Consider the following 20,236-nt stretch of genomic DNA (forward strand, 5'->3'; position numbering starts at 1 on the left):
ATTAATTCCTAAAACTATCAAGCTCCAATTCATTAACTGCAATCAATTGGGTAGTTAATTCAGGTATTAGGTTTTTATGCTTTTTGTGAATGTAAGGATAAAACTCATGGTTTTCAATGGCAGGTTCCAGCCTTATCATTTTATAACCATCATTTTGGTTACTTAACGCTTTGAAGAGGGTTGTCGAGCCAACAAGTAAGTCGATCCTTTCTGCCATTATCATTGCTACAGATTGATCTAAATTATCAATTGGATAAATATTAAAATTATATTTTTTTGACGCCGACTCAATGAACTTAATTCCTTTTCTATATCCCAATAGATATTCTTGAGGAATACTCGCCCAACCATCGACAATAAATTCTTTTCCTGGCTTTACGTAAAAATAAACAGAGTGTTCAAAACATGGTACCTCTAACTGCAATAAATTTGCATACTCACTAGTAAGGCCTCTCATTCTTGCAACATCACCACTGGTTACTCCTTCATTTGACATCACCAATGAACGAGCGGCAGGCATTAACTTAACTCTCAGTCTGTAGCCTATATTATCAAGAGCAAGAGACAGCTTCTGTTCACAAACTATTCGTGCATGATTGTTTTCAATTGCAGCAGAAAAAGTAATAAGTTCTGTGGCGGTGACGGGGTATATGACACTCCCCATCAAAAACAAAATAATGATTTTCATTTTATTAGTCAGCATACTCTACGACTTCCCTGTTATTAAGCAAAATAATGTTGTGTTTAGCTTTAGCCGTATTCTAGTTATATTATAGTCGCTATAAAATCTACCAATTTAAATCATCAGGAATTTCATAATCAGCATACCAGTCATCTTGTTCACTATCTTTCTGGTCTTGCTCGCTTATAGTGTCCGCACGATACACAACTACTTTCTCGTCTCGTTCCGCTATTTTGTTAGCGACCGGCATAGGGACCAATTCATAACCATCATTAAGTTTAACAATGGCTAACTTACCTTGAGTAATTTGTTTATGAGTATCTGGACTAACGTACATACGCTTTATTAGAGTACCGTCAGTAAAATTACACACCAATTCTTCACTACTTTTCCCTGCAAATTTTGGCTGCTTGTTTACTTCAATTAATTGCTTAATTTGCGCTAAGATTGCTTTTTTATCAGCCTCTTGCTTTGCCTTTTGATTAAGCTCACGATCTTTAGCTTTCTTAGCTTCTATTACTTTTGCCGCAGATAACTTAGCTTCATTAGTTTCAACAATTTGCTTGTTGTTTTTTTGTGCTTTAGCTTGCTTATGTTTTTGCTGACGGACTTGTTTTGCTTTTTTCTTATCAGCTAAACCAGCCTTTAATAATTGTTCTTGAAGAGATAGCGCCATTGTAAAATACCATGTTAATTAACATTACGGCAGCTATAAGCTGCCGTAATCTAGTTTGTGTTTTAGCCCAGATTATTCCTACTATTTTTTGGGCTTTTTACGTTTATCTTCTGCTTTCCATTTCCCGTCTGTAAACCAAGCAGACCAACCCGTAGCCTTACCTTCTTCATTTTCAGACATCACATATTGCTGCTTAGTCTTTCGGCTATAGCGGACAATTGTTGGGTTACCATCAGGATCTTTATCTGGTGCATCTGCCAAATAATAAAACTTAGGTGAGATACGATCTCTAAATCTAGCCAACTCAGCTACTTGTGGTGCTCGAGTTTCCCTTGACTTAGGAAAGTTATGAGCAGCTAAAAATATTCCTGAGGCACCATCACGTAAAACAAAATGCGCATCGGATTTAACACAAGGCAATTCTGGTAAATCTGTTGGATCTTCTTTAGGTGGAGCAGCTTCACCATTTCTAAGTAACTTACGAGTATTTTTACATTCCTCGTTAGTACATCCAAAGTACTTACCAAAACGGCCGCTTTTTAATTCCATGTCTGATTGGCACTTATCACACTCTAAAATTGGGCCTTCATACCCTTTAATTTTAAAGGTTCCCGACTCTACATATACCCCTTCGCAAGTAGGCGTGTTACCACAGACATGAAGCTTTCTGGTTTCATCCACCAAATAGCTATCCATAGCAGTACCGCATAAATGACAGCGGCGCTTTGAACGCAACGCTTCTGTTTCTAATTCTTCTTCATCATCCACCTTAACCACTTCGTCACCAGAGGTAAGGTTCATGGTACCAGTACAGCGTTCTTTAGGTGGTAAACTGTACCCAGAGCATCCTAAAAACACCCCTGTGCTTGCGGTACGAACATTCATTGGACGACCACATTTATTACACTCAATATCAGTAGGAACAGCTTGGTTTAATCTCATTCCTCCTTCTTCTGGAGGTTTTTCAGCTATGTGTAGCTTTTGTTCAAAGTCTTGATAAAAGTCATTTAACACGCCTTTCCACGGTGCATTTCCATCAGCGATTTCATCTAGTTGCTGTTCCATATTGGCGGTAAAATCATAACTGATTAAATCATCAAAGTTTTCCAACAACCTATCGTTAACAATCTCACCCATTTTTTCAGCATAAAAGCGTTTATTTTCTATTCTTGCGTACCCTCTATCTTGAATAGTAGAGATAATACTAGCGTAAGTAGACGGGCGGCCAATGCCTCTTTTTTCTAACTCTTTAACCAAAGAAGCTTCATTAAATCGCGCGACAGGTTTAGTAAAATGCTGTTTTGGATCGAGTTTATTAAGGGTTAACGTTTCGCCTTCTTTTACGTCAGGTAGAAGTAAATCTTCTTCCCCTTTTTTACGCTGTGGATTTTGAACTTTTGTCCAACCATCAAACTTTAATACTCGACCTTTAGCTGTTAATTCAAACTCTCCAGCTTTGACTCGTATCGTACTTGCATCATATTTTGCAGGTGTCATTTGACATGCTACAAACTGACGCCAAATTAATTCATAAAGGCGCTGTGCGTCTCGCTCAATATCACCTAATGACTCAGATTTCACCAAGACATTAGAAGGACGAATGGCTTCATGGGCCTCTTGGGCACCTTCTTTACTGCCATATTTAAGTGGGTTCTCTGGCAAATATTTGTTACCAAAGTTTTCAGTAATATACTCACGACAACTATCGACAGCATCTTTACTTAAATTAGTTGAGTCAGTACGCATGTAGGTGATATGCCCAGCTTCGTATAGTCGCTGCGCCATCATCATGGTTTTCTTCACTCCAAAGCCTAACCTAGTGCTTGCGGCTTGCTGCAAAGTAGAGGTTATAAAAGGCGCTGAAGGTCTGCTTTGAGTTGGCCTAGACTCACGGCTAACCACTTGATAGTCTGCCGTCTCTAAGAACTTAACTGCAGTATCTGTTTGCGCTTTATTGACAGGCTTAAATGCCGCGCCATTTTCTTTCACTACCTGCATTTTTAGTTTGGCTTTTTGAGCCGTATCTAAATCAGCATGGACATCCCAGAACTCCTCTGGAACAAAGGCTTTTATTTCTCTTTCCCTTTCAACTACAAGTCTTACTGCTACAGACTGAACACGACCAGCTGATAGCCCTCTCGCGACCTTTTTCCATAACAAAGGCGAAACCATAAAACCTACAACACGGTCTAAAAATCGACGAGCTTGTTGCGCATTAACTCGCTCTATATTTAGCTCGCCTGGAGCCGCAAATGCCTCTTGAATCGCATTTTGAGTAATTTCATTAAAGACGACACGCTGAAACTCCTTACCAGGCTCATCAATTAATTCCCTAAGGTGCCAAGCGATAGCTTCCCCTTCCCTATCCAAATCCGTTGCGAGGTATACAGTGTCTGCATTTTTAGCTAATTTTTTTAACTCATTAACGACTTTTTCTTTTCCTTCAAGAACATCGTAATGAGCTTTCCAATCATTTTTGGGATCTATTCCCATACGATCAACAAGCTTTTTGTATTCGTAATCTCTTAAATAGTTTTCACGTTTCTTTTCTGAAAGAAGCTTTAGTTCTTTGGCAGTTTTTTTGGGCGAGACTTTCCCGACTGCCTTATGAGGAAGGTCCCTTACGTGACCGACACTAGATTTAACAATAAAATTTTTGCCGAGATATTTATTAATTGTTTTTGCCTTTGCCGGTGATTCGACAATGACCAGTGATTTTGCCATAAATTGTTATTAACCTTTGAATTTTATAGGTTTTTACTAATAAGAGGAGCTTAAACAAGTCCCTGTCTCTTTTATTTGCTTTTTTACATATATCGACAAAATGAATAGAAAACAAGTTCTTCTTCATACTTATTTATTAATGGGTTTTGTAAACGCCAGAATACTGTTCAGTTTTTAGCCGCACGGATTGGCAGCGTAAACAAAAGCAGTATAATGCCCCGCTAAAAGCATTAAGTTAACTAAAACCTTAATATAATTCCTCAGGTAACCAAGCTGACAAGAGATACATATGAAACAATTTGAAGCAAATTTTGATGGTCTAGTTGGCCCAACTCACAATTATGCAGGCTTATCGATTGGAAACGTCGCTTCCATAAGTAATGCAAGTTCTGCTAGCAGCCCTAAACAGGCCGCTAAGCAAGGATTAAAAAAAATGAAGGCCCTAGCTGACCTTGGCATGGTTCAAGGTGTCCTAGCACCACAGGAGCGTCCTGATGTGCATTCACTAAGACGTTTGGGCTTCACTGGCAGTGATGCAAACGTTTTAGCTACTTCAGCAAAGCAGGCGCCGGCTATTTTTCAAGCATGTTGTTCAGCTTCAAGTATGTGGACAGCAAATGCCGCTACAGTGTCTCCTAGCGCGGATACTAACGATAAAAAAATCCATTTTACACCTGCAAATTTAACCAATAAATACCATAGATCCCTTGAACCTCAAGTCACTGGTAATATCTTAAAAGCTACATTTAACGATAGCCGTTACTTTGCGCATCATACACACTTACCCGATAACGAGCACTTTGGAGATGAAGGCGCAGCCAATCACACTCGACTGTGCTCTGACTATGGTGATTCGGGTATAGAATTGTTTGTATACGGCCGCCATGCATTTGATCGCACTAAACCAGCACCTAAAAAGTACCCTGCAAGACAAACACTAGAAGCGAGCCAAGCAGTAGCAAGGTTACATGGTTTATCAGAGGGAAAAGTTGTTTACATTCAACAAGACCCTGATGTTATAGACCAAGGTGTTTTTCATAATGATGTTATCGCAGTAGGCAATCAAAATGTGTTGTTTTATCATGAACAAGCTTTCCTAGACTCAGCAGCAGCCATGCAAGAAGTTAAAGAAAAGTTTGGCGAAAGTGTCTTGCATTTAATTTGCGTAAAATCAGACGAGGTGAGTGTTGAAGACGCCATAAAAAGCTACTTATTTAACACCCAAATCATTACGTTAGGCAATGGAGAAATGGCTATCATTGCGCCAAGCAACTGTGCAGAAAATACCAATGTAGCCAATTACCTTGCAAATATTGCCGACCAAAATACTCCCATCAAGCATGTTAGGTACTTTGACGTAAAAGAAAGTATGCGTAATGGTGGCGGCCCAGCTTGTCTGAGGTTACGAGTAGCAATGACTTCACAGGAGCATGAGGCCTTAAATCAACACACCTTAATGAATGATGCTCAATTTGAGCGTTTAAACACTTGGGTTGATAACCATTACCGAGATAGATTAGACGTTAAAGACTTAGCAGACCCACAGCTTTTAATTGAGTCAAGAACCGCTTTGGATGAACTTACCCAATTATTAAAGTTAGGATCGGTTTACCCTTTCCAACAAGTTTAGAGATAAGCGCCAAACACAAAAAAGCTCGGTTTATCCGAGCTTTTTTATATTGTGAAGTGACTAATTAGTAATAGGGCTAGATTTAATTAACATCATTACAATTAACACCCGTACCATAAGGGCTACTAGGAGGTGGTGACGCTTCATCAGTCAAATCCGAAGCAGCTACGCTTAAGCTGAAGTTTTGCGTTTCTGACGCTTCACTACCTGCTGACTCACCATTTACGGCAATAGTAATATCTGCCCACTCACCGAACTGTTTAGCATAACTAACATCAATCAATGCTTGGCCATTTTCATCAGTTAGGCCACTCGCAGGAATCGATGCTACGTTACCAGGAGTGAGCTGACCGTCGCCATTGGTATCTTCACCTTCGTCTAAAATACCATTTCCATTGATGTCTTCATTGGCGCAAGTAGCAGTTGTAACTGAATACCATAGGCTTTGATCGTCATCAAACAACCAATAACCTTTGCGGTATACACCGCCTGACGCAAAGGTTTGAGGGGTTGCAGAAAAAGACAAATCTACGTTTTCAACTGGGTTAGAGTTGGGATCAGTAACAAAGATTGAAAACTCTTTCGAATACGAAGAATCAGTAGGAATATCAATTAAACGCCCAGTACCAATTGAGATATCAAAAGCACGATTACCGACAGTTAAACTTACAAACTCAGAGACTTCTGGTGATGAACCATCTACAGTGGCATAAACCTTAACTGCCTCAAAAGTACTTACCGCATTCGATGTATAAACAGTGGTAGCGATACCACTATTATCAGTTGTTGCCTGATTCACGGAGATATTTCCGCCACTTACATCATCAACTAAAAAGTTAATCACTTGACCTTTTACTAGGTTACCCTCTTCGTCTCTTACTACTGCAGTGATAGTGCTGGTTTGTCCATCAGGACCAACTGAATCTGGGCTTGCATCAACTATGATACTACTTGCTTCAGCTGCAATGAATTCAACTTCCGTTGAAGCGCTCACTTGATTACCGTCACTATCGACTCCAGTTGCAGATAGTGAAGAAAACCCCGCATTGTCAGAGCCAAGGGTAACAGTTACTTGCCCTGATTCATCAGTTACCGAATCGGAAGCTAATATAGTGCCCCTTGACGTAGTAAAAGATATGGTTCCGCCTTCATAAGGCACACTATCTTTTAACCAAGTCAGAGTAAGCGTGACTTGCTCATTTAAGGTTACTTCCCGTGCAGGAAGAGCGGTAAAAGAAAAGTCATCTTCTTGAATAATAATGTCAAAACTACCAGAAGCATTTAAAGCTGTAGCTGAGATGGTGTCTGTACCTGAAACATTCCCAGAATATTGCACTGAAGCTTGCCCACTGCTATTTGTAGTAACAGATGTGCTTCCGAGCGTCCCATTTAGTGCACTGATTGCGACCTGCTCATTTTCAATTCCAGTACCATCAGAGTCAACCACACTTATAGTAACAGTAACTGGAGCATCTATAATTGCTGATGATGCGGCATCAACATTTACCTCGGTGCCCACCACATCAATTTCAATAGACTCTGAAAAAATAGAAGATTGGGCTGATACTAAAATTGTGCGATTTTCTTGATTATTTTGAGTCGTAAGGGTTGCTCTAGCCGTACCATCTGCTTCAGTGGTGCCTTGAGTGATTTGTAAACTCGCCCCAGAGTCAGCTGAAAAAGTAACGTCAATCCCTTCAAGTAACACGTTATTTGCATCTTTAACTAGTGCAATTAACTCAATTTCATCAGAACCACTTGACGCTAGTTGGATAGCACTTGCGTACAAGTCTAGTGATGCCGGTTGTTCACTTATTTGTGTTGTACCAGTTGAATTAAAAGTTGTAGTAGCAGTTTCACCAGAATCAAGAAGCGCTGTAATTTGTCCTGCACCTGAGCTTTCACCGACTAAAATTTCAATTGTGGCTATACCGCTACTGTTAGTAGAAGCAGTACCTGCATCATTTCCAAACTCAGCTAACCCCTCAGGCTGAAAAGAATATGTAATTAAGCTATCAGAAACAGGATCACCGTTCGAATCAGTAACTATGGCAGTCAATGTTAAAGGTGTCCCTTCAGCCAACTCTGATGAAGAAGCGCCATCAGCATCAGTTAACGCTAACTGAATACTCGTTGTCACTATAACATCTGTATCCGTATCGGTATCAGTGGTGCTGTCATCGTCTCTAGAGAGACTCCCACCACCCCCACATGAAAATAGGCTCACTAATGCCAAGATACTAAAAAGAGTTTTAAAACGTAAAATCATATACCTTTCCTATCCAATTATAAGGTTTGAGTTTGTTACAGATGTACTTTAACTATTCAGCTTAGCGAACAAACTTGGTAATCTATTGTTGATTACTTTACTAAAGCTAATTAAATGGCTCGTTTTTCAATGTTTACCGTAAACATTTAATCACAGCGTCAACTAACAAAAACAAAAGCTTAGGATTTTCATGACCAAATCTAATCATGTATCACCACAAAAACCTGTTAATCCCAAAATGGGACTCACCGCTCGTATCTTTATCGGCATGATCGCCGGAATAATTATCGGAGCATTACTAAATCGGTTATTTGATGATAGCGGAGATTTTTCATTTAGTGTATTGGGTGTGCACGTTTCTACGTATGCACTTTTAGTGGACGGTATATTTAATGTCATAGGTTCAATATTTATTGCCAGTCTAAAGATGCTTGTTGTGCCTTTAGTGTTTGTATCCTTGGTATGCGGTACTTCTAGTCTTTCAGACCCATCAAAATTAGGGCGTTTGGGCGGAAAGTCAATCATGCTATACATAGGTACTACTGCTGTAGCCATTAGCTTAGCCGTAGGGTTTGCATTGTTAATCTCTCCAGGTGAAGGCCTTAATTTACAAACTAATGCTACCTACGTTGCTAAAGAAGCGCCTTCTTTAGGACAAGTCATTATCAACATGATGCCTACCAATCCCATCAATGCAATGGCTCAAGGTAACATGTTACAAATTATTGTATTTGCTGTTTTATTCGGTATAGCAATGACAATGACTGGCGAGACAGGTAAACGCCTAACATCTGTATTTGATGATTTGAGTGTGGTGATAATGAAACTAGTCACCATATTAATGAACTTAGCGCCATATGGTGTGTTTGTATTGATGGCTAAACTATTTGCAACCATAGGATTTGATACCATAGCAAGTTTGTTAAAATACTTCTTATTGGTATTGTTTGTACTAATGGTTCATGCCTTCGTCTCCTACCCTATAATTTTGAAAGTATTCAGTGGACTTAACCCAGTTATTTTAATTCGCAAAATGCGCGACGCTGCTATTTTTGCATTCAGTACATCTAGTAGTAGCGCAACCTTACCTATCACTATGGAAACAGCCACTAAAAAACTAGGCGTGAAATCATCGGTTGCCTCTTTTACTGTGCCGCTAGGTTCAACTATTAACATGGATGGCACCGCAATTATGCAAGGCGTGGCAACTGTATTTATTGCCCAAGTTTACGCAGTTGACTTAACACTTAGTGATTACATGATGGTAATTTTAACCGCGACATTAGCTTCAGTTGGCACAGCTGGTGTACCTGGTGTTGGCTTAATAATGCTAGCAATGGTGTTACAACAAGTTAACTTACCAGTAGAAGGTATCGCTCTTATAATTGGCGTTGACCGCTTACTAGACATGACCAGAACTTCAGTAAATGTCACTGGAGATTGTATGGTCGCGTGTATAGTTGCTAAGAGTGAAAATGAAATGGACTTGGATACTTATAATGATCCTGATGCTGGAGTTAAAGATGAAGAAGTACACTTTGAAAAATCAAAAGAAGCAAGCTAGCTGATATATCACTAAAAAACTCAAAAAAGGCTTCTAGTAGAAGCCTTTTTAATGCCCTAAAACTTTAGCTGGATCTATTCTAGAAGCTTTTACAGCTGGGTATACAGTTGCCAAGATACTCATACCAATCGCAATAGCAGCAGTCAGATAAACATCAGTCCATTGAAGTTTGGAAGGTAAAAAATCAATAAAGTAAACATCTCCTGATAGAAACTGCACCCCAAGTAGGCTCTCTATAAACAAAGAGATTTCAGCTAAGTACATAGAACAAAGTGTCCCAAGTACCACCCCGCACAGAGTTCCGATAAGACCGTTAAAGGTGCCTTGCATCATGAAAACTAAGATAATTAAACTATTATCAGCTCCAATACTTTTAAGCATAGCAATTTCACTTTGTTTTTCATTAACAGCCATCACCAAACTAGAAACAATATTAAAAGACGCTACCGCAATGACTAAGGATAATGCTATGTAGACTACTGCTCGAACTAATTGAATGTCTTGATACAAATTCCCATCTGTAATGGTCCAATTAGACATATAGACCTCTGATTTTAATTGAAATCCGAGTTTTTGGGTGAGTGCAGCAGCATTAAAAGGATCATCAAAGCGCACACGTATACCTTGTGCACCTTTACTAATATGCTGTGCTTCAGCAGCCAAAGCCATATGCATAAAACCAGTATGATTGTTTAACTCCCCGCCTAAATCTAAACTCCCAATCACGCTTAATGTTAATGACTTAGGTGCACTTAAACTTAAATCATCAGTAAGTTGAGGTAATAATATTTGAACTTTATCCCCTACTTTGAGGTTTAACTTTTCTAATAACCCTTTTCCTAATAAGGTGCCATAAGGGTCATTCTTAAATTCCCCCCATTGTTTAGCTGTCACCAATTTAGGTAAAAAACTATCTTCTGTGTAGATTGGGTCTAAACCAGTCATATCTACAGCTTTCATAGTATTGCCTTTTTGCAACATGCCCGTTGCTTTCACGTAAGGCTCAACAAAAGTGACGTTAGCATCGCCTTGTAGCAATTCTACTTCTTGTTGCCACTCTTCAATACCTTGGCGATAAACTGACTTGAATTCGGCGTGGGGAATGATTGATAAGAGCCGCTCTTTTAGTTCCTTTTCGAAGCCATTCATTACAGACAACAACAAGATTAGTACAAAGCAACCTAGCCCAATACCAAATGTTGATGAGGTTGATATAAAAGAAATAAAACCATTTTGACGCTTATTCGAACGAAAACGCCAAGCCAACAAACAAATTAAGCGCATCAGGCTTTACTCGTGTTACTGGCTGTTAAACAGCCCTCGACTAAGTTTAGCGATCTGTCTAAGCGGTTTGCGAGTTTTATATCATGGGTTACAACGACAAAACTTGTTTGCATCTGAGCCCTTAAATCACTTAACAACTGGTAAATACTTTCGCCAGTTTTTTGATCTAAATTTCCAGTAGGCTCATCAGCCAATATTAATTTAGGCTCAGTCACTAAGGCTCTCGCTATTGCGACTCTCTGCCTCTCTCCCCCAGATAGCTCTGCCGGTTTATGACCTTTCCTATTAGCCAACCCCACTTTATCCAACATAGTCAAAGCCCGCTGGTTTGCAGTTTTAATAGGTACCTTTCCAATCATTAGTGGCATTGCTACGTTTTCTAGGGCACTAAACTCCGGTAGAAGATGATGAAACTGATATACGAAACCTAGAGACTGATTGCGAAACAGAGCTTGCTGACGAGAGGTAAACTCATAAATGTTGTTACCCTCAAAAAAAACACTTCCTTCACTTGGCTTATCTAGTGCGCCAAGTAAATGTAACAAAGTACTTTTACCGGAACCTGAACTCCCTACAATTGCTACTTGCTCAGCTTTGTTAATTGAAAAATTAAGATTGTTTAATACTGTCACCTTATTGTCAGCATCCTTGTACTCTTTACTTAACCCTACACAAGATAGCAACTCACCCATAACTTACATCTAATCCTAATCTATGTTTTTATTATTGAACTTTTTTAGTCGTTTTCTTTCTCGTCTTTTAGACAGAATTTTTGCTAATTTTCGCATACTAACGACTTGGTCTTTCTCGTCAATAATGTCAATACCAAACAAACTCTCTACTAAATCCTCTACTGTTAAAATTCCTTCTAACCCACCATATTCATCCACCAATAGCAGCATATTACTGCGCTTTGAATGTAACAACTCAAACCCTTTCGCCAATGGCATACTACTTAAAATAGTAACCATCTCATGTGTATAGGTTTTGACTAATTTGTCACCATATCCTTTTGAAAATGCCAATAGCAAATCAGACTTAAGTACGTAACCACTAATGCTTTCAGGCTCATTGTTCTCAAAAATAGGGATACGAGAAAAGGTTACATCACCATGCTTTTCAATAAACTCAGCAACTGTCATAGTCTCAGGTATCGAAAACACCACAGTTCTATGAGTCATAGCTTCACGCACTTTTATATGTTTAAGGTTTAAGAGGTTTTGCATAACTGTGGCTTCAGTAGCCGCTATCTGCCCCTCTTCTTGAGAAAGTGCAGCCATAGCCGATAATTCATCTCGGCTTAAGCCCTTTAAGGGGGACTCATCATGCATTCTAGAAGTTAACAGATTTGCTAACCTTACCAGCGGCCATAATATTAAAATCAAGTACTTCAAAAAATAAGCAGTTATTGGCGCAAGTTGTCTCCAATAAGTTGCTCCCAAGGTTTTAGGGATGATCTCTGAAAAAACTAAAATAAGTAGGGTCAACACTGCAGAAGCCACACCTAAATAAGCATCACCAAACACGACCGCAGCCTGGGCTCCCGCTCCTGCAGCTCCCATGGTATGTGCAATTGTATTTAAACTCAAAATTGCAGCTAGAGGTTGGTTGATATCTGAAACCTGAGTCCGCAGTAAACTCCCAACTGTTCCATTTTCTTTTTCTAACACAGATATATACGCAGAAGACACACTTAGAATAACGGCCTCAGCAACCGAACAAATAAAAGAAAATCCTAGTGCGATAAATATATAAAGTAACAACAAAAACATCGTGATGAGTTCTCAGAGACAGACTGCAAAGGCAGCAAATTTAGGAGATAGAGCTTACCAAAACATTGATATTCAAGCTAGATTTCAATACATAAGACTTGTATCAATTTATGCTCTAAGAAGTAAATTAAATATGAGAAAACTTTGATAGGTTTGACTGCAAGTTTAATGGCGGAGTGGACGAGACTCGAACTCGCGACCCCCGGCGTGACAGGCCGGTATTCTAACCAACTGAACTACCACTCCGCATATAAACTGCTTTTTTGTTTTGATGTTGGCGGAGTGGACGAGACTCGAACTCGCGACCCCCGGCGTGACAGGCCGGTATTCTAACCAACTGAACTACCACTCCAGCCGTAATCAAAACATTATTGTCTAATATTGTTTACAACAATAAAAAACAAAAATTAAGATAAATTGAAGTTGGCGGAGTGGACGAGACTCGAACTCGCGACCCCCGGCGTGACAGGCCGGTATTCTAACCAACTGAACTACCACTCCACAATTTTCAATATTATCAAACGGTTAGATAAGAAATAAAGGATATCCCTCCTCAACCGCGGCGCAGATAATACGGGTTCACATCATACTAGTCAATAGCTTTTTTAAAGGAAATTCTCATTAAATACCCGTTTGCTGCAGGATTGAGCAATTTGGCTAATTCTGCAGCGGGAATACCATCTAAAAGGACTAAATACTTAAATCTTTAAAGCCTTCGTTTTCTTGTTTCTGTTTTTCTTTTGGCTTTTCCGTAACCACTTCTTTAACTTTAGGCTTTCGTTTAAAAATTCTTGCAAATATTCCAGGAGGCTTTTCTATTACCTCTTCTTTATTATCGCTCTTACCTTTCTCATCTTCATTCGTGTCTGGTTTCGACTTTTTGAACTTTCCTAAGAAAGCTTTAAATGAGAAGTTAGGCCTTTTACCTAAAATAAACCAATAAATTAATCCACCGCCAATTATTATTACAATAGCGTTTATACCAAAAATTAACGCATACAAAGTAGATTTGGACATTTTCTGTTCTTCTGCTCTGGGCTCTAACTCTACATCCCCAGGTTCCACCCCGAGGGTTTTATCAGTATCTATTGGTGCAGCCACTACTTCTGGCTCAGGCTCCTCAGATAAAAAAGTATACTCAGGCACATCTAAAATAAACTCTCTACCATCAAGGGTATTACCGAAGGCCGTGAGCTTTACCCTATATACTCCATAATCATAATTAACAATTAAATACTCTCTGATTTCAGTAGACACATCAGTAATAGAAAAATTTTGAATATCACCATTCGGAAATCGCACTTTTCCATCAATAAGTAAAGAAGACATATCAACATGCTCGCGCACTGCATCAACCTTTAACTTATGATATCCATCGCCACCACCGTCTATTTCGACATCGACTTTTATTGGGTTAGCGAATAACTTTATGGGTGGGTCAATTTGCTCTCTGGAGTACATGGGAGTGGATACCTTAAACACGGGCACCCAATCACCATCTGCAATGGCTAAGTTAAACTGGCCGGTAAACACCCCATCTAAGGGTACCTCGTCCATTCCCCTGCCATCATCTTCGAAGGTAGCGACAGTTTCAATTTTTGAGCCAAAATTATTGGCGTCAGGAGCGTTAGTACTTGATAGCGTAATAGTTAACTCAACTACATCTCGAAATGCAGCATAGTCAATTGGTACACCATCATTAGTTAAATAGGCGGTTTGCTTAAGGATTTCTCCTGAAAATAAAATATCTGGTAGAGGATCGGCATGTAAGGCTAAGTCGCTAATAACCATAACACGACTACCTTCTTGTATCTGACCTACTGCTTGCCAAGGCCCAGGAGTAGGATTCTTCAAACTAATCATATCGTAAGTCGAAGTATCAAACCAAAATATGTCTTGGTCATTAGCATTAGATTGAAAAATCTTTGAGCCATCAGGACGGACAAGCACAATAGGCGCTGAGCCATATTCTCTAAAGAAGATCATGGTGACTTCTTTTACTTCATAATCAATACGAAATCGATTTTGCAGTAACTCAATATTATTGTGAAATTCATCCCCTAAAGGAACAAGAGGCGGACTTTTTTCCTCAGTTTGGTTTGAGTCTTTTAACTCAAGATCGGTAGCCTGTGGATCATTAGCTGCAAAACTAGATAAAGTTACTAAGGTAAGTAAACATTGTAGGTAAGCGGTTAACGCCCTTTTTGACATCAGTTTTCAACTCATAAGAAAATGGCTATTATTGGCGCCATAAACTGACACCCCCTTCTTTCACAACAAGATCTAATCTAGTTTCATGTTGTTCTAGTTCATCGGCCGTAGCCTTGATAATCTTTAACGGTTTTCTATCTACAGGTAAACGCCTTATTACTTCTACTTGTACCCCAGAGTCACTATTAGACTTTCCACTTAAATTAAGATCAGTTTGGCCCCCTGTCATCATTAGATAAACATCAGCTAAAATTTCTGAATCCAGTAAAGCCCCATGTTTCTCCCTGTGGGAGTTATCTATGCCGTAACGTTTACATAAGGCATCAAGATTATTTTTTTGCCCTGGATGGATTTTTCTAGCTAAATCTAAGGTATCTAAAACCGTGCAAATTTGAGAAGTATTTTTTATTGAACTGCCTAGCAACTTACCAAATTCGTGGTCCATAAAGCCAATATCAAAGGGTGCGTTATGAATGACTAATTCTGCACCTTCTATGAAGTCGATGAAGTCTTTTGCAATATGACTAAATAAAGGTTTATCTGCTAAATACTCATTGGTAATACCGTGAACTTCGATAGCTTCCTGTTCAACCACACGCTCCGGATTAATGTAAACATGAAAGGTTCTTCCCGTTAGCTTACGATTTATCATTTCTACGCATCCAATTTCTATGATGCGATGTCCTTGCTTAGGATCTATACCTGTGGTTTCTGTATCTAATACTATTTGACGCATTTAACACTCTTATGCTGGAGTAGGTTGTTTTAGTTTTTGCTATTATACTGGGCAAAATTATTAAATTCTTAGAATTTATACTATTTCTATTCACTTAAACCAATAGGTACTCATGAAACAAGTAGATATTTATACTGACGGTTCCTGCCTAGGTAATCCTGGACCTGGAGGCTATGGCGCTGTGTTAATTTTTGACAAACACCGAAAAGAACTGAGCCAAGGTTTCACACATACCACAAACAATAGAATGGAACTATTAGCGACGATAGAAGCTCTCGCGAAACTTAGTGAGCCGTGTTCAGTCAAGCTCACCACAGACAGTCAATACGTAAAAAATGGTATTAACCAATGGATTAAAAATTGGCGCAAAAATGGCTGGCGAACTGCAGCCAAAAAACCTGTTAAAAACGTGGACTTATGGAAACGCCTAGATGAGCAAGTAAACCGCCATTCGGTATCTTGGTTTTGGGTAAAAGGACATTCAGGACATCCAGAAAATGAAGCCTGCGATCAACTTGCTAGAAATGCAGCTGAAGGGAAAAAGCTAATAGAGGACACAGGCTTTACTGAATAATAATCCCTAAAATGTAGCGATAAATACTCTTGTTTATTTATCGCTCCACACAGCATATTCATTATCATTTTTATCGCAAAAATGAAAACGACGACCTCCCGGAAATTCAAATGTGGGAGTTTTTATTTTTCCACCTGCTGCAATAATCGCTTCTTCCGTTTTGACTAAGTTATCGCTATATAAGACAACTAACACACTACCATTTTCTGTTGATACGCTTTTCTCAGAGACATACAAGCCACCATCGATACCGGCACCACTTATAGCCGCATAATCATCACCATAATCAACAAACTCCCAACCAAATACTTTTCTAAAAAATGCTTTACTAGAGGCTAATGCCTTAACCGGAATTTCTATGTAATTAATTTTATGATGTTGACTCACAGTAACCACCTCAAAAATATAAACTGTTAAATTTAGTATAGGCTAGGTCTGTAAGATAATTTAATATTTATGGACTAGCAACAAACATTAAATGTCCTAAAAACAAATAAGTTTTTAGCTAGTTAAACCTACTAATTAATGTCCTGCTGTTGTTTTCCGTACTTCCATTCGCTGGGCCGAATAAACCTAGCTGTATCTTCAATTTTATATACATTAATTACATCCAAAAGGGACATAGTCACTTCAGATAACTTACTCGCTGACTGCCCTATGTCTTTTGCACCTTGTAAGTTTTCATTAGACATAACTTCAATATTACTAACATTGCGACTAACTTCTTGCACCACTGAAACCTGTTCACTGGTATTTGCACTTATCATAGTACTCATAGATTCTACAGTTTGCATGCTCTCCAAAATATGACTAAACGACTGATCGATAGCTTTGGACAGGTTAACCGCTTCATTAGACTTTTCTCTACCTTCTCTGATCCCTTGCATCGCCTCATTTGAATCATTTTGCAAAGAGGAAATTATGGTAGATATCTCCTCAGTAGAACTATGCACTCGTTGAGCTAACGCTCTAACTTCGTCTGCAACAACAGCAAAGCCTCGGCCATGCTCGCCAGCTCTTGCCGCTTCGATGGCAGCATTTAGCGCAAGTAAATTTGTTTGCTGCGCCACAGATTGAATAACCTCTAAAACGGTGGAGATATTCACAACGCCTTCATTTACTGCACTTATAATTTCATTTAAATTTTCTACCTCGCTAGCCACACCCTGAATACTTTGTAACGCTTCAGATACTGCCACTCGCCCTGAATCACAATCTTTTACTACTGTTGAAACTGACTCATTTGACTCATCAATTTGTTTACCTACTCCTTCCATATTGACAGATATTTCTTCCACTGCAGCAGAGGCACTAGAGGTGGCTAGTTGCTGCTTTTCAATATTAATATCAGTATCAACAACAGAAACAACTGTGTCATGGGTTGAAGAGACTGCTTCATAAGCAGTATCGGCAATTTTGACGAAATCAGTTCGAATCTGCTCTAACAACTCATTAAAACGACGAGCAGATTGTCCTAAGTGGTCTTCAGATAATATGGGAATGCGTTTTGTTAAATCATGATCTATTTGTACCTGATGCAAAGCATCTTTAATTGCAATAGCTTGCCTGCCCATAGTCCTGACAGTGACAAATACTAAATAAGTAAGAAACAACACGGCTAACAGCAGCAAAATTTTTAAAATAATTGAAAAGATTGAATCTGAATAGATGCGTGCTACTTCCTCATGTAAGGCGGCAATACTTGCAGCTTCCAACTTTTTTAACTCTCCAATGCGTGCTGTAGCAGCTTGAAACCATGCCTCAGGTGCCACATTAAAAGCCCCTTTTATTGCCTCAGAGATAACTTTCTCTCGCAACTGAATAATATCACTATTGGCTTTACTATCTTCAAATTGGGAGTATCTCAATAACCAGCTTGCTTCATCTGGCATAGATTTTCTGTATGAATCTTGGTAGGCATTTTGCTGAGCAATTAAAGAATAGGCTCTTTGTTTATTACTTTCTGAAAATGATTGGTTTGCTAATATATTAGTTAATACAGCTCTTTCAATACCCGACCTTTCTTTGACCTGCATAAGGTTATACGAAGAGATAAGACCTTGTACTAAAATGCTTTCATCAACAAACTCAATTAATGATAAAGGTTGATTAATAAGGTCACCATTGAGTTCAGTATAAAACCCTAAGGCTTGTGGCAAACTAATATCTAAACTATCAATGCGTTGACGCATCTGGCTAACTTTTTGTAATCGAACAATTACCGATTTAATATTATTATTTAACGTCTCACCTAAACTATCGTTATTCTCAGCCGTAAATACCTGATAATCATTAAACCTTTGATCAACTAAAGCTCGTTGCGACACTAATTCGACCTTAAATTTAGCACCTTTTGAGCCTATGTAGCCGGCAGACATTCCTCGTTCTTTTTGTAATTCGTGTACTAAAGATGCTGCATTATCAGCCAAGGTTAATAATTGAGCGCCATTAGCGGCATTGTTTACCCTGTGAGCATCGGTAAGCAGTTTGGTTAAAACAAGCACAGTTAACAACAAAGATGGAATGAGAATTAAAACTGAAACATATCGAGATATGAACTGCATAAATTAGCCTTTCTTTTAGTGATAGTAACAAGGTTTACAACAACTTATAGGACTTTACTTAACTTTTCTAACTTAAGGTAAAATTTTTATAAAATAAAAGCATTTAATTAATGAAACTAAATAAAAAGCAAAAAAAAGACCGATATAAACATATCGATCTTTTTACATAAAACCTTAACCCTTATATTTATTTTTAAATAAATATTATGGGCGGCTTAAAACTTAACAGTTACCCAAGCCCATAACTTATCTGCATCAACTTTGGTATCTCCAGCAGAATAAGCAGCGTATTTAATAGCCGCAGTATAGTGCTTTCCAAAGTTTTTCACATAAGATACGTTTAATTCAGTACCTAAATCATCTATACCTGAATCTGCCGAGTCATCTGCATCAAAAACGTGATAGGTAGCCGTCCAACCGCCACCAAAAGCTTTCCCTTTTAAGGTAAAGCTTGTATCCACTAAACCTTGGGTAGGGGTTGCTAAAAATTGATCTGACCAACCATTAAATTTATGTAGCGTTGCTAAAGGAGTCGAAAAGCCATAAGCCCCATCATCAGATCCTAACACTTCATAACCAAGTTTAGCTGTGATCCCACTTATTACAGCACCAGCCTCAAGATTTAAATATGAAGCATCATATTCAGTAGTAGCAGACTCACTAGTTTGAGTCGCGTATTCTGCACGATAAATAATCTTAGTATCACCAGCTTTAGTTGCACCAGCAAAACTAACACCGTAAGTGTCTAACCCATTATCTGTGTCATTATCGACTTCTAATAGGTAACTGTAACCTGTTAATGTACCAACCGAAGTTTTATAGGAAGCGTTAATGAAATGGTCTTTTGCATCTAAATCAGCATCTTCACCAAAAATACGATTACGTTGCGTAACATAGGCATATTGTAAGGTTAAGTCTTTACTAGGTGTAACCTTTACAGATGCCGCATCAAAGGTTTGTCTATCTTGACGCCAGCCAACATGACCAACAAAACGATGCCCATCCAAAGCTATCACTTGCCGCCCTATTTTTGCAGTTACTGTGTCGTTTTTATATTGAATGTAACCTTGATCCAATTCAGTGTGCTCTGGATCTGCAATAACAGAATACACACCAGGATTATAGCCACTTGGCCCAACAGTGTAATCGCCCTGCCCTAACACTATACGTGTATCTTCTACTTCAACTTTTGCTGAAAAACCGTTTAAATCACCGGTAGTGTATGACAATAGAGTACGTAAAGTTAATGCACTTGCATCTTTTACATCATTATCTTGGTCAACACTTTCATATCTCAGGTTTAAATTTGCGTTTGCCTTACCAGACGTTAGCGCTTCAGCGAAACTGTCTGCATGTGCTGCAAAGCTAGATGAACCAACAAGTACCAACCCTAAAGCTGCACTAATTGCATTTTTTTGAAGATTTAAATTTAAGTTTTTCATGTGTTTCTCTCTAATTTTAGTCGTAGTTAAAGAGCTCACCGAATTTCTTCGGCGACTCATATCGCTATTTTTATAATTAAATAAATGTGTTTGGACGCCATATTAAGG

General features: G+C 38.8%; 15 protein-coding genes and 3 tRNA genes. 3 read left to right on the plus strand and 15 right to left on the minus strand.

What is annotated here, in order from left to right:
* Position 1 precedes the first annotated feature (1 nt).
* From ACMUMK_RS08595 to topA, 3 genes are all read right to left on the minus strand, one after another.
* The gene (locus tag ACMUMK_RS08595) at positions 2–703 is read right to left on the minus strand and encodes a hypothetical protein (protein WP_414700720.1); all 702 of its coding nucleotides are present in this window, start codon (positions 701–703) and stop codon (positions 2–4) included.
* A gap of 85 nt (positions 704–788) precedes the next feature.
* On the minus strand, positions 789–1,358 hold the full coding sequence (locus ACMUMK_RS08600; protein WP_414700721.1) for a DUF2058 domain-containing protein: 570 nt from the start codon (positions 1,356–1,358) through the stop codon (positions 789–791).
* A gap of 81 nt (positions 1,359–1,439) precedes the next feature.
* Entirely contained in the window at positions 1,440–4,082 is a 2,643-nt protein-coding gene (gene topA, locus ACMUMK_RS08605) for a type I DNA topoisomerase (protein WP_414700722.1), read from the minus strand.
* Positions 4,083–4,371: 289 nt separating this feature from the next.
* Between topA and astB the strand changes: the two genes are divergently transcribed.
* Entirely contained in the window at positions 4,372–5,712 is a 1,341-nt protein-coding gene (gene astB / locus ACMUMK_RS08610) for an N-succinylarginine dihydrolase (RefSeq protein ID WP_414700723.1), read from the plus strand.
* A gap of 82 nt (positions 5,713–5,794) precedes the next feature.
* On the opposite strand, the gene ACMUMK_RS08615 is transcribed toward astB, so the two are convergent.
* Positions 5,795–7,981, minus strand: a complete 2,187-nt coding sequence (locus tag ACMUMK_RS08615; protein ID WP_414700724.1) for an Ig-like domain-containing protein — start codon at positions 7,979–7,981, stop codon at positions 5,795–5,797.
* 190 nt (positions 7,982–8,171) lie between these two features.
* Between ACMUMK_RS08615 and ACMUMK_RS08620 the strand changes: the two genes are divergently transcribed.
* The gene (locus ACMUMK_RS08620; protein ID WP_414700725.1) at positions 8,172–9,545 is read left to right on the plus strand and encodes a dicarboxylate/amino acid:cation symporter; all 1,374 of its coding nucleotides are present in this window, start codon (positions 8,172–8,174) and stop codon (positions 9,543–9,545) included.
* Between the two features lie 48 nt (positions 9,546–9,593).
* On the opposite strand, the gene ACMUMK_RS08625 is transcribed toward ACMUMK_RS08620, so the two are convergent.
* The 8 genes from ACMUMK_RS08625 to dnaQ all read right to left on the minus strand — a co-directional run bounded on the left by ACMUMK_RS08625 (position 9,594) and on the right by dnaQ (position 15,548).
* On the minus strand, positions 9,594–10,829 hold the full coding sequence (locus ACMUMK_RS08625; RefSeq protein ID WP_414700726.1) for a lipoprotein-releasing ABC transporter permease subunit: 1,236 nt from the start codon (positions 10,827–10,829) through the stop codon (positions 9,594–9,596).
* A complete protein-coding gene (gene lolD / locus ACMUMK_RS08630; protein WP_414700727.1) occupies positions 10,829–11,521 on the minus strand; it encodes a lipoprotein-releasing ABC transporter ATP-binding protein LolD in 693 nt (230 codons plus the stop codon). Before lolD ends, ACMUMK_RS08625 begins: the two co-directional genes overlap by 1 nt.
* Before the next feature lie 15 nt (positions 11,522–11,536).
* Positions 11,537–12,601, minus strand: coding sequence for a CNNM domain-containing protein (locus tag ACMUMK_RS08635; protein WP_414700728.1), 1,065 nt, complete (start codon positions 12,599–12,601; stop codon positions 11,537–11,539).
* A 169-nt stretch (positions 12,602–12,770) separates the two neighbouring features.
* Positions 12,771–12,847 (minus strand) — tRNA-Asp (locus tag ACMUMK_RS08640).
* A gap of 29 nt (positions 12,848–12,876) precedes the next feature.
* Positions 12,877–12,953 (minus strand) — tRNA-Asp (locus ACMUMK_RS08645).
* A 72-nt stretch (positions 12,954–13,025) separates the two neighbouring features.
* Positions 13,026–13,102, minus strand: a tRNA-Asp gene (locus tag ACMUMK_RS08650).
* A 189-nt stretch (positions 13,103–13,291) separates the two neighbouring features.
* Positions 13,292–14,812 carry a TIGR03503 family protein gene (locus tag ACMUMK_RS08655; RefSeq protein ID WP_414700729.1) on the minus strand — a complete coding sequence of 507 codons (1,521 nt, stop codon included), beginning with the start codon at positions 14,810–14,812 and terminating at the stop codon, positions 13,292–13,294.
* A 28-nt stretch (positions 14,813–14,840) separates the two neighbouring features.
* Positions 14,841–15,548 carry a DNA polymerase III subunit epsilon gene (dnaQ, locus tag ACMUMK_RS08660; protein ID WP_414700730.1) on the minus strand — a complete coding sequence of 236 codons (708 nt, stop codon included), beginning with the start codon at positions 15,546–15,548 and terminating at the stop codon, positions 14,841–14,843.
* Between the two features lie 112 nt (positions 15,549–15,660).
* On the opposite strand from dnaQ, the gene rnhA reads away from it, so the two are divergent.
* A complete protein-coding gene (gene rnhA, locus ACMUMK_RS08665) occupies positions 15,661–16,122 on the plus strand; it encodes a ribonuclease HI (RefSeq protein WP_414700731.1) in 462 nt (153 codons plus the stop codon).
* A 33-nt stretch (positions 16,123–16,155) separates the two neighbouring features.
* Here the strand turns inward: rnhA and ACMUMK_RS08670 are convergent, their stop codons facing one another.
* The 3 genes from ACMUMK_RS08670 to ACMUMK_RS08680 all read right to left on the minus strand — a co-directional run bounded on the left by ACMUMK_RS08670 (position 16,156) and on the right by ACMUMK_RS08680 (position 20,128).
* Entirely contained in the window at positions 16,156–16,509 is a 354-nt protein-coding gene (locus ACMUMK_RS08670) for a VOC family protein (protein WP_414700732.1), read from the minus strand.
* A 131-nt stretch (positions 16,510–16,640) separates the two neighbouring features.
* On the minus strand, positions 16,641–18,686 hold the full coding sequence (locus tag ACMUMK_RS08675) for a methyl-accepting chemotaxis protein (protein WP_414700733.1): 2,046 nt from the start codon (positions 18,684–18,686) through the stop codon (positions 16,641–16,643).
* A gap of 215 nt (positions 18,687–18,901) precedes the next feature.
* Positions 18,902–20,128: an alginate export family protein gene (locus ACMUMK_RS08680; RefSeq protein ID WP_414700734.1), complete on the minus strand. Its 1,227-nt coding sequence runs from the start codon at positions 20,126–20,128 to the stop codon at positions 18,902–18,904.
* Positions 20,129–20,236 lie beyond the last annotated feature (108 nt).

The organism is Paraglaciecola sp. 2405UD69-4, from assembly GCF_047525415.1.
Taxonomy (GTDB): domain Bacteria; phylum Pseudomonadota; class Gammaproteobacteria; order Enterobacterales; family Alteromonadaceae; genus Paraglaciecola.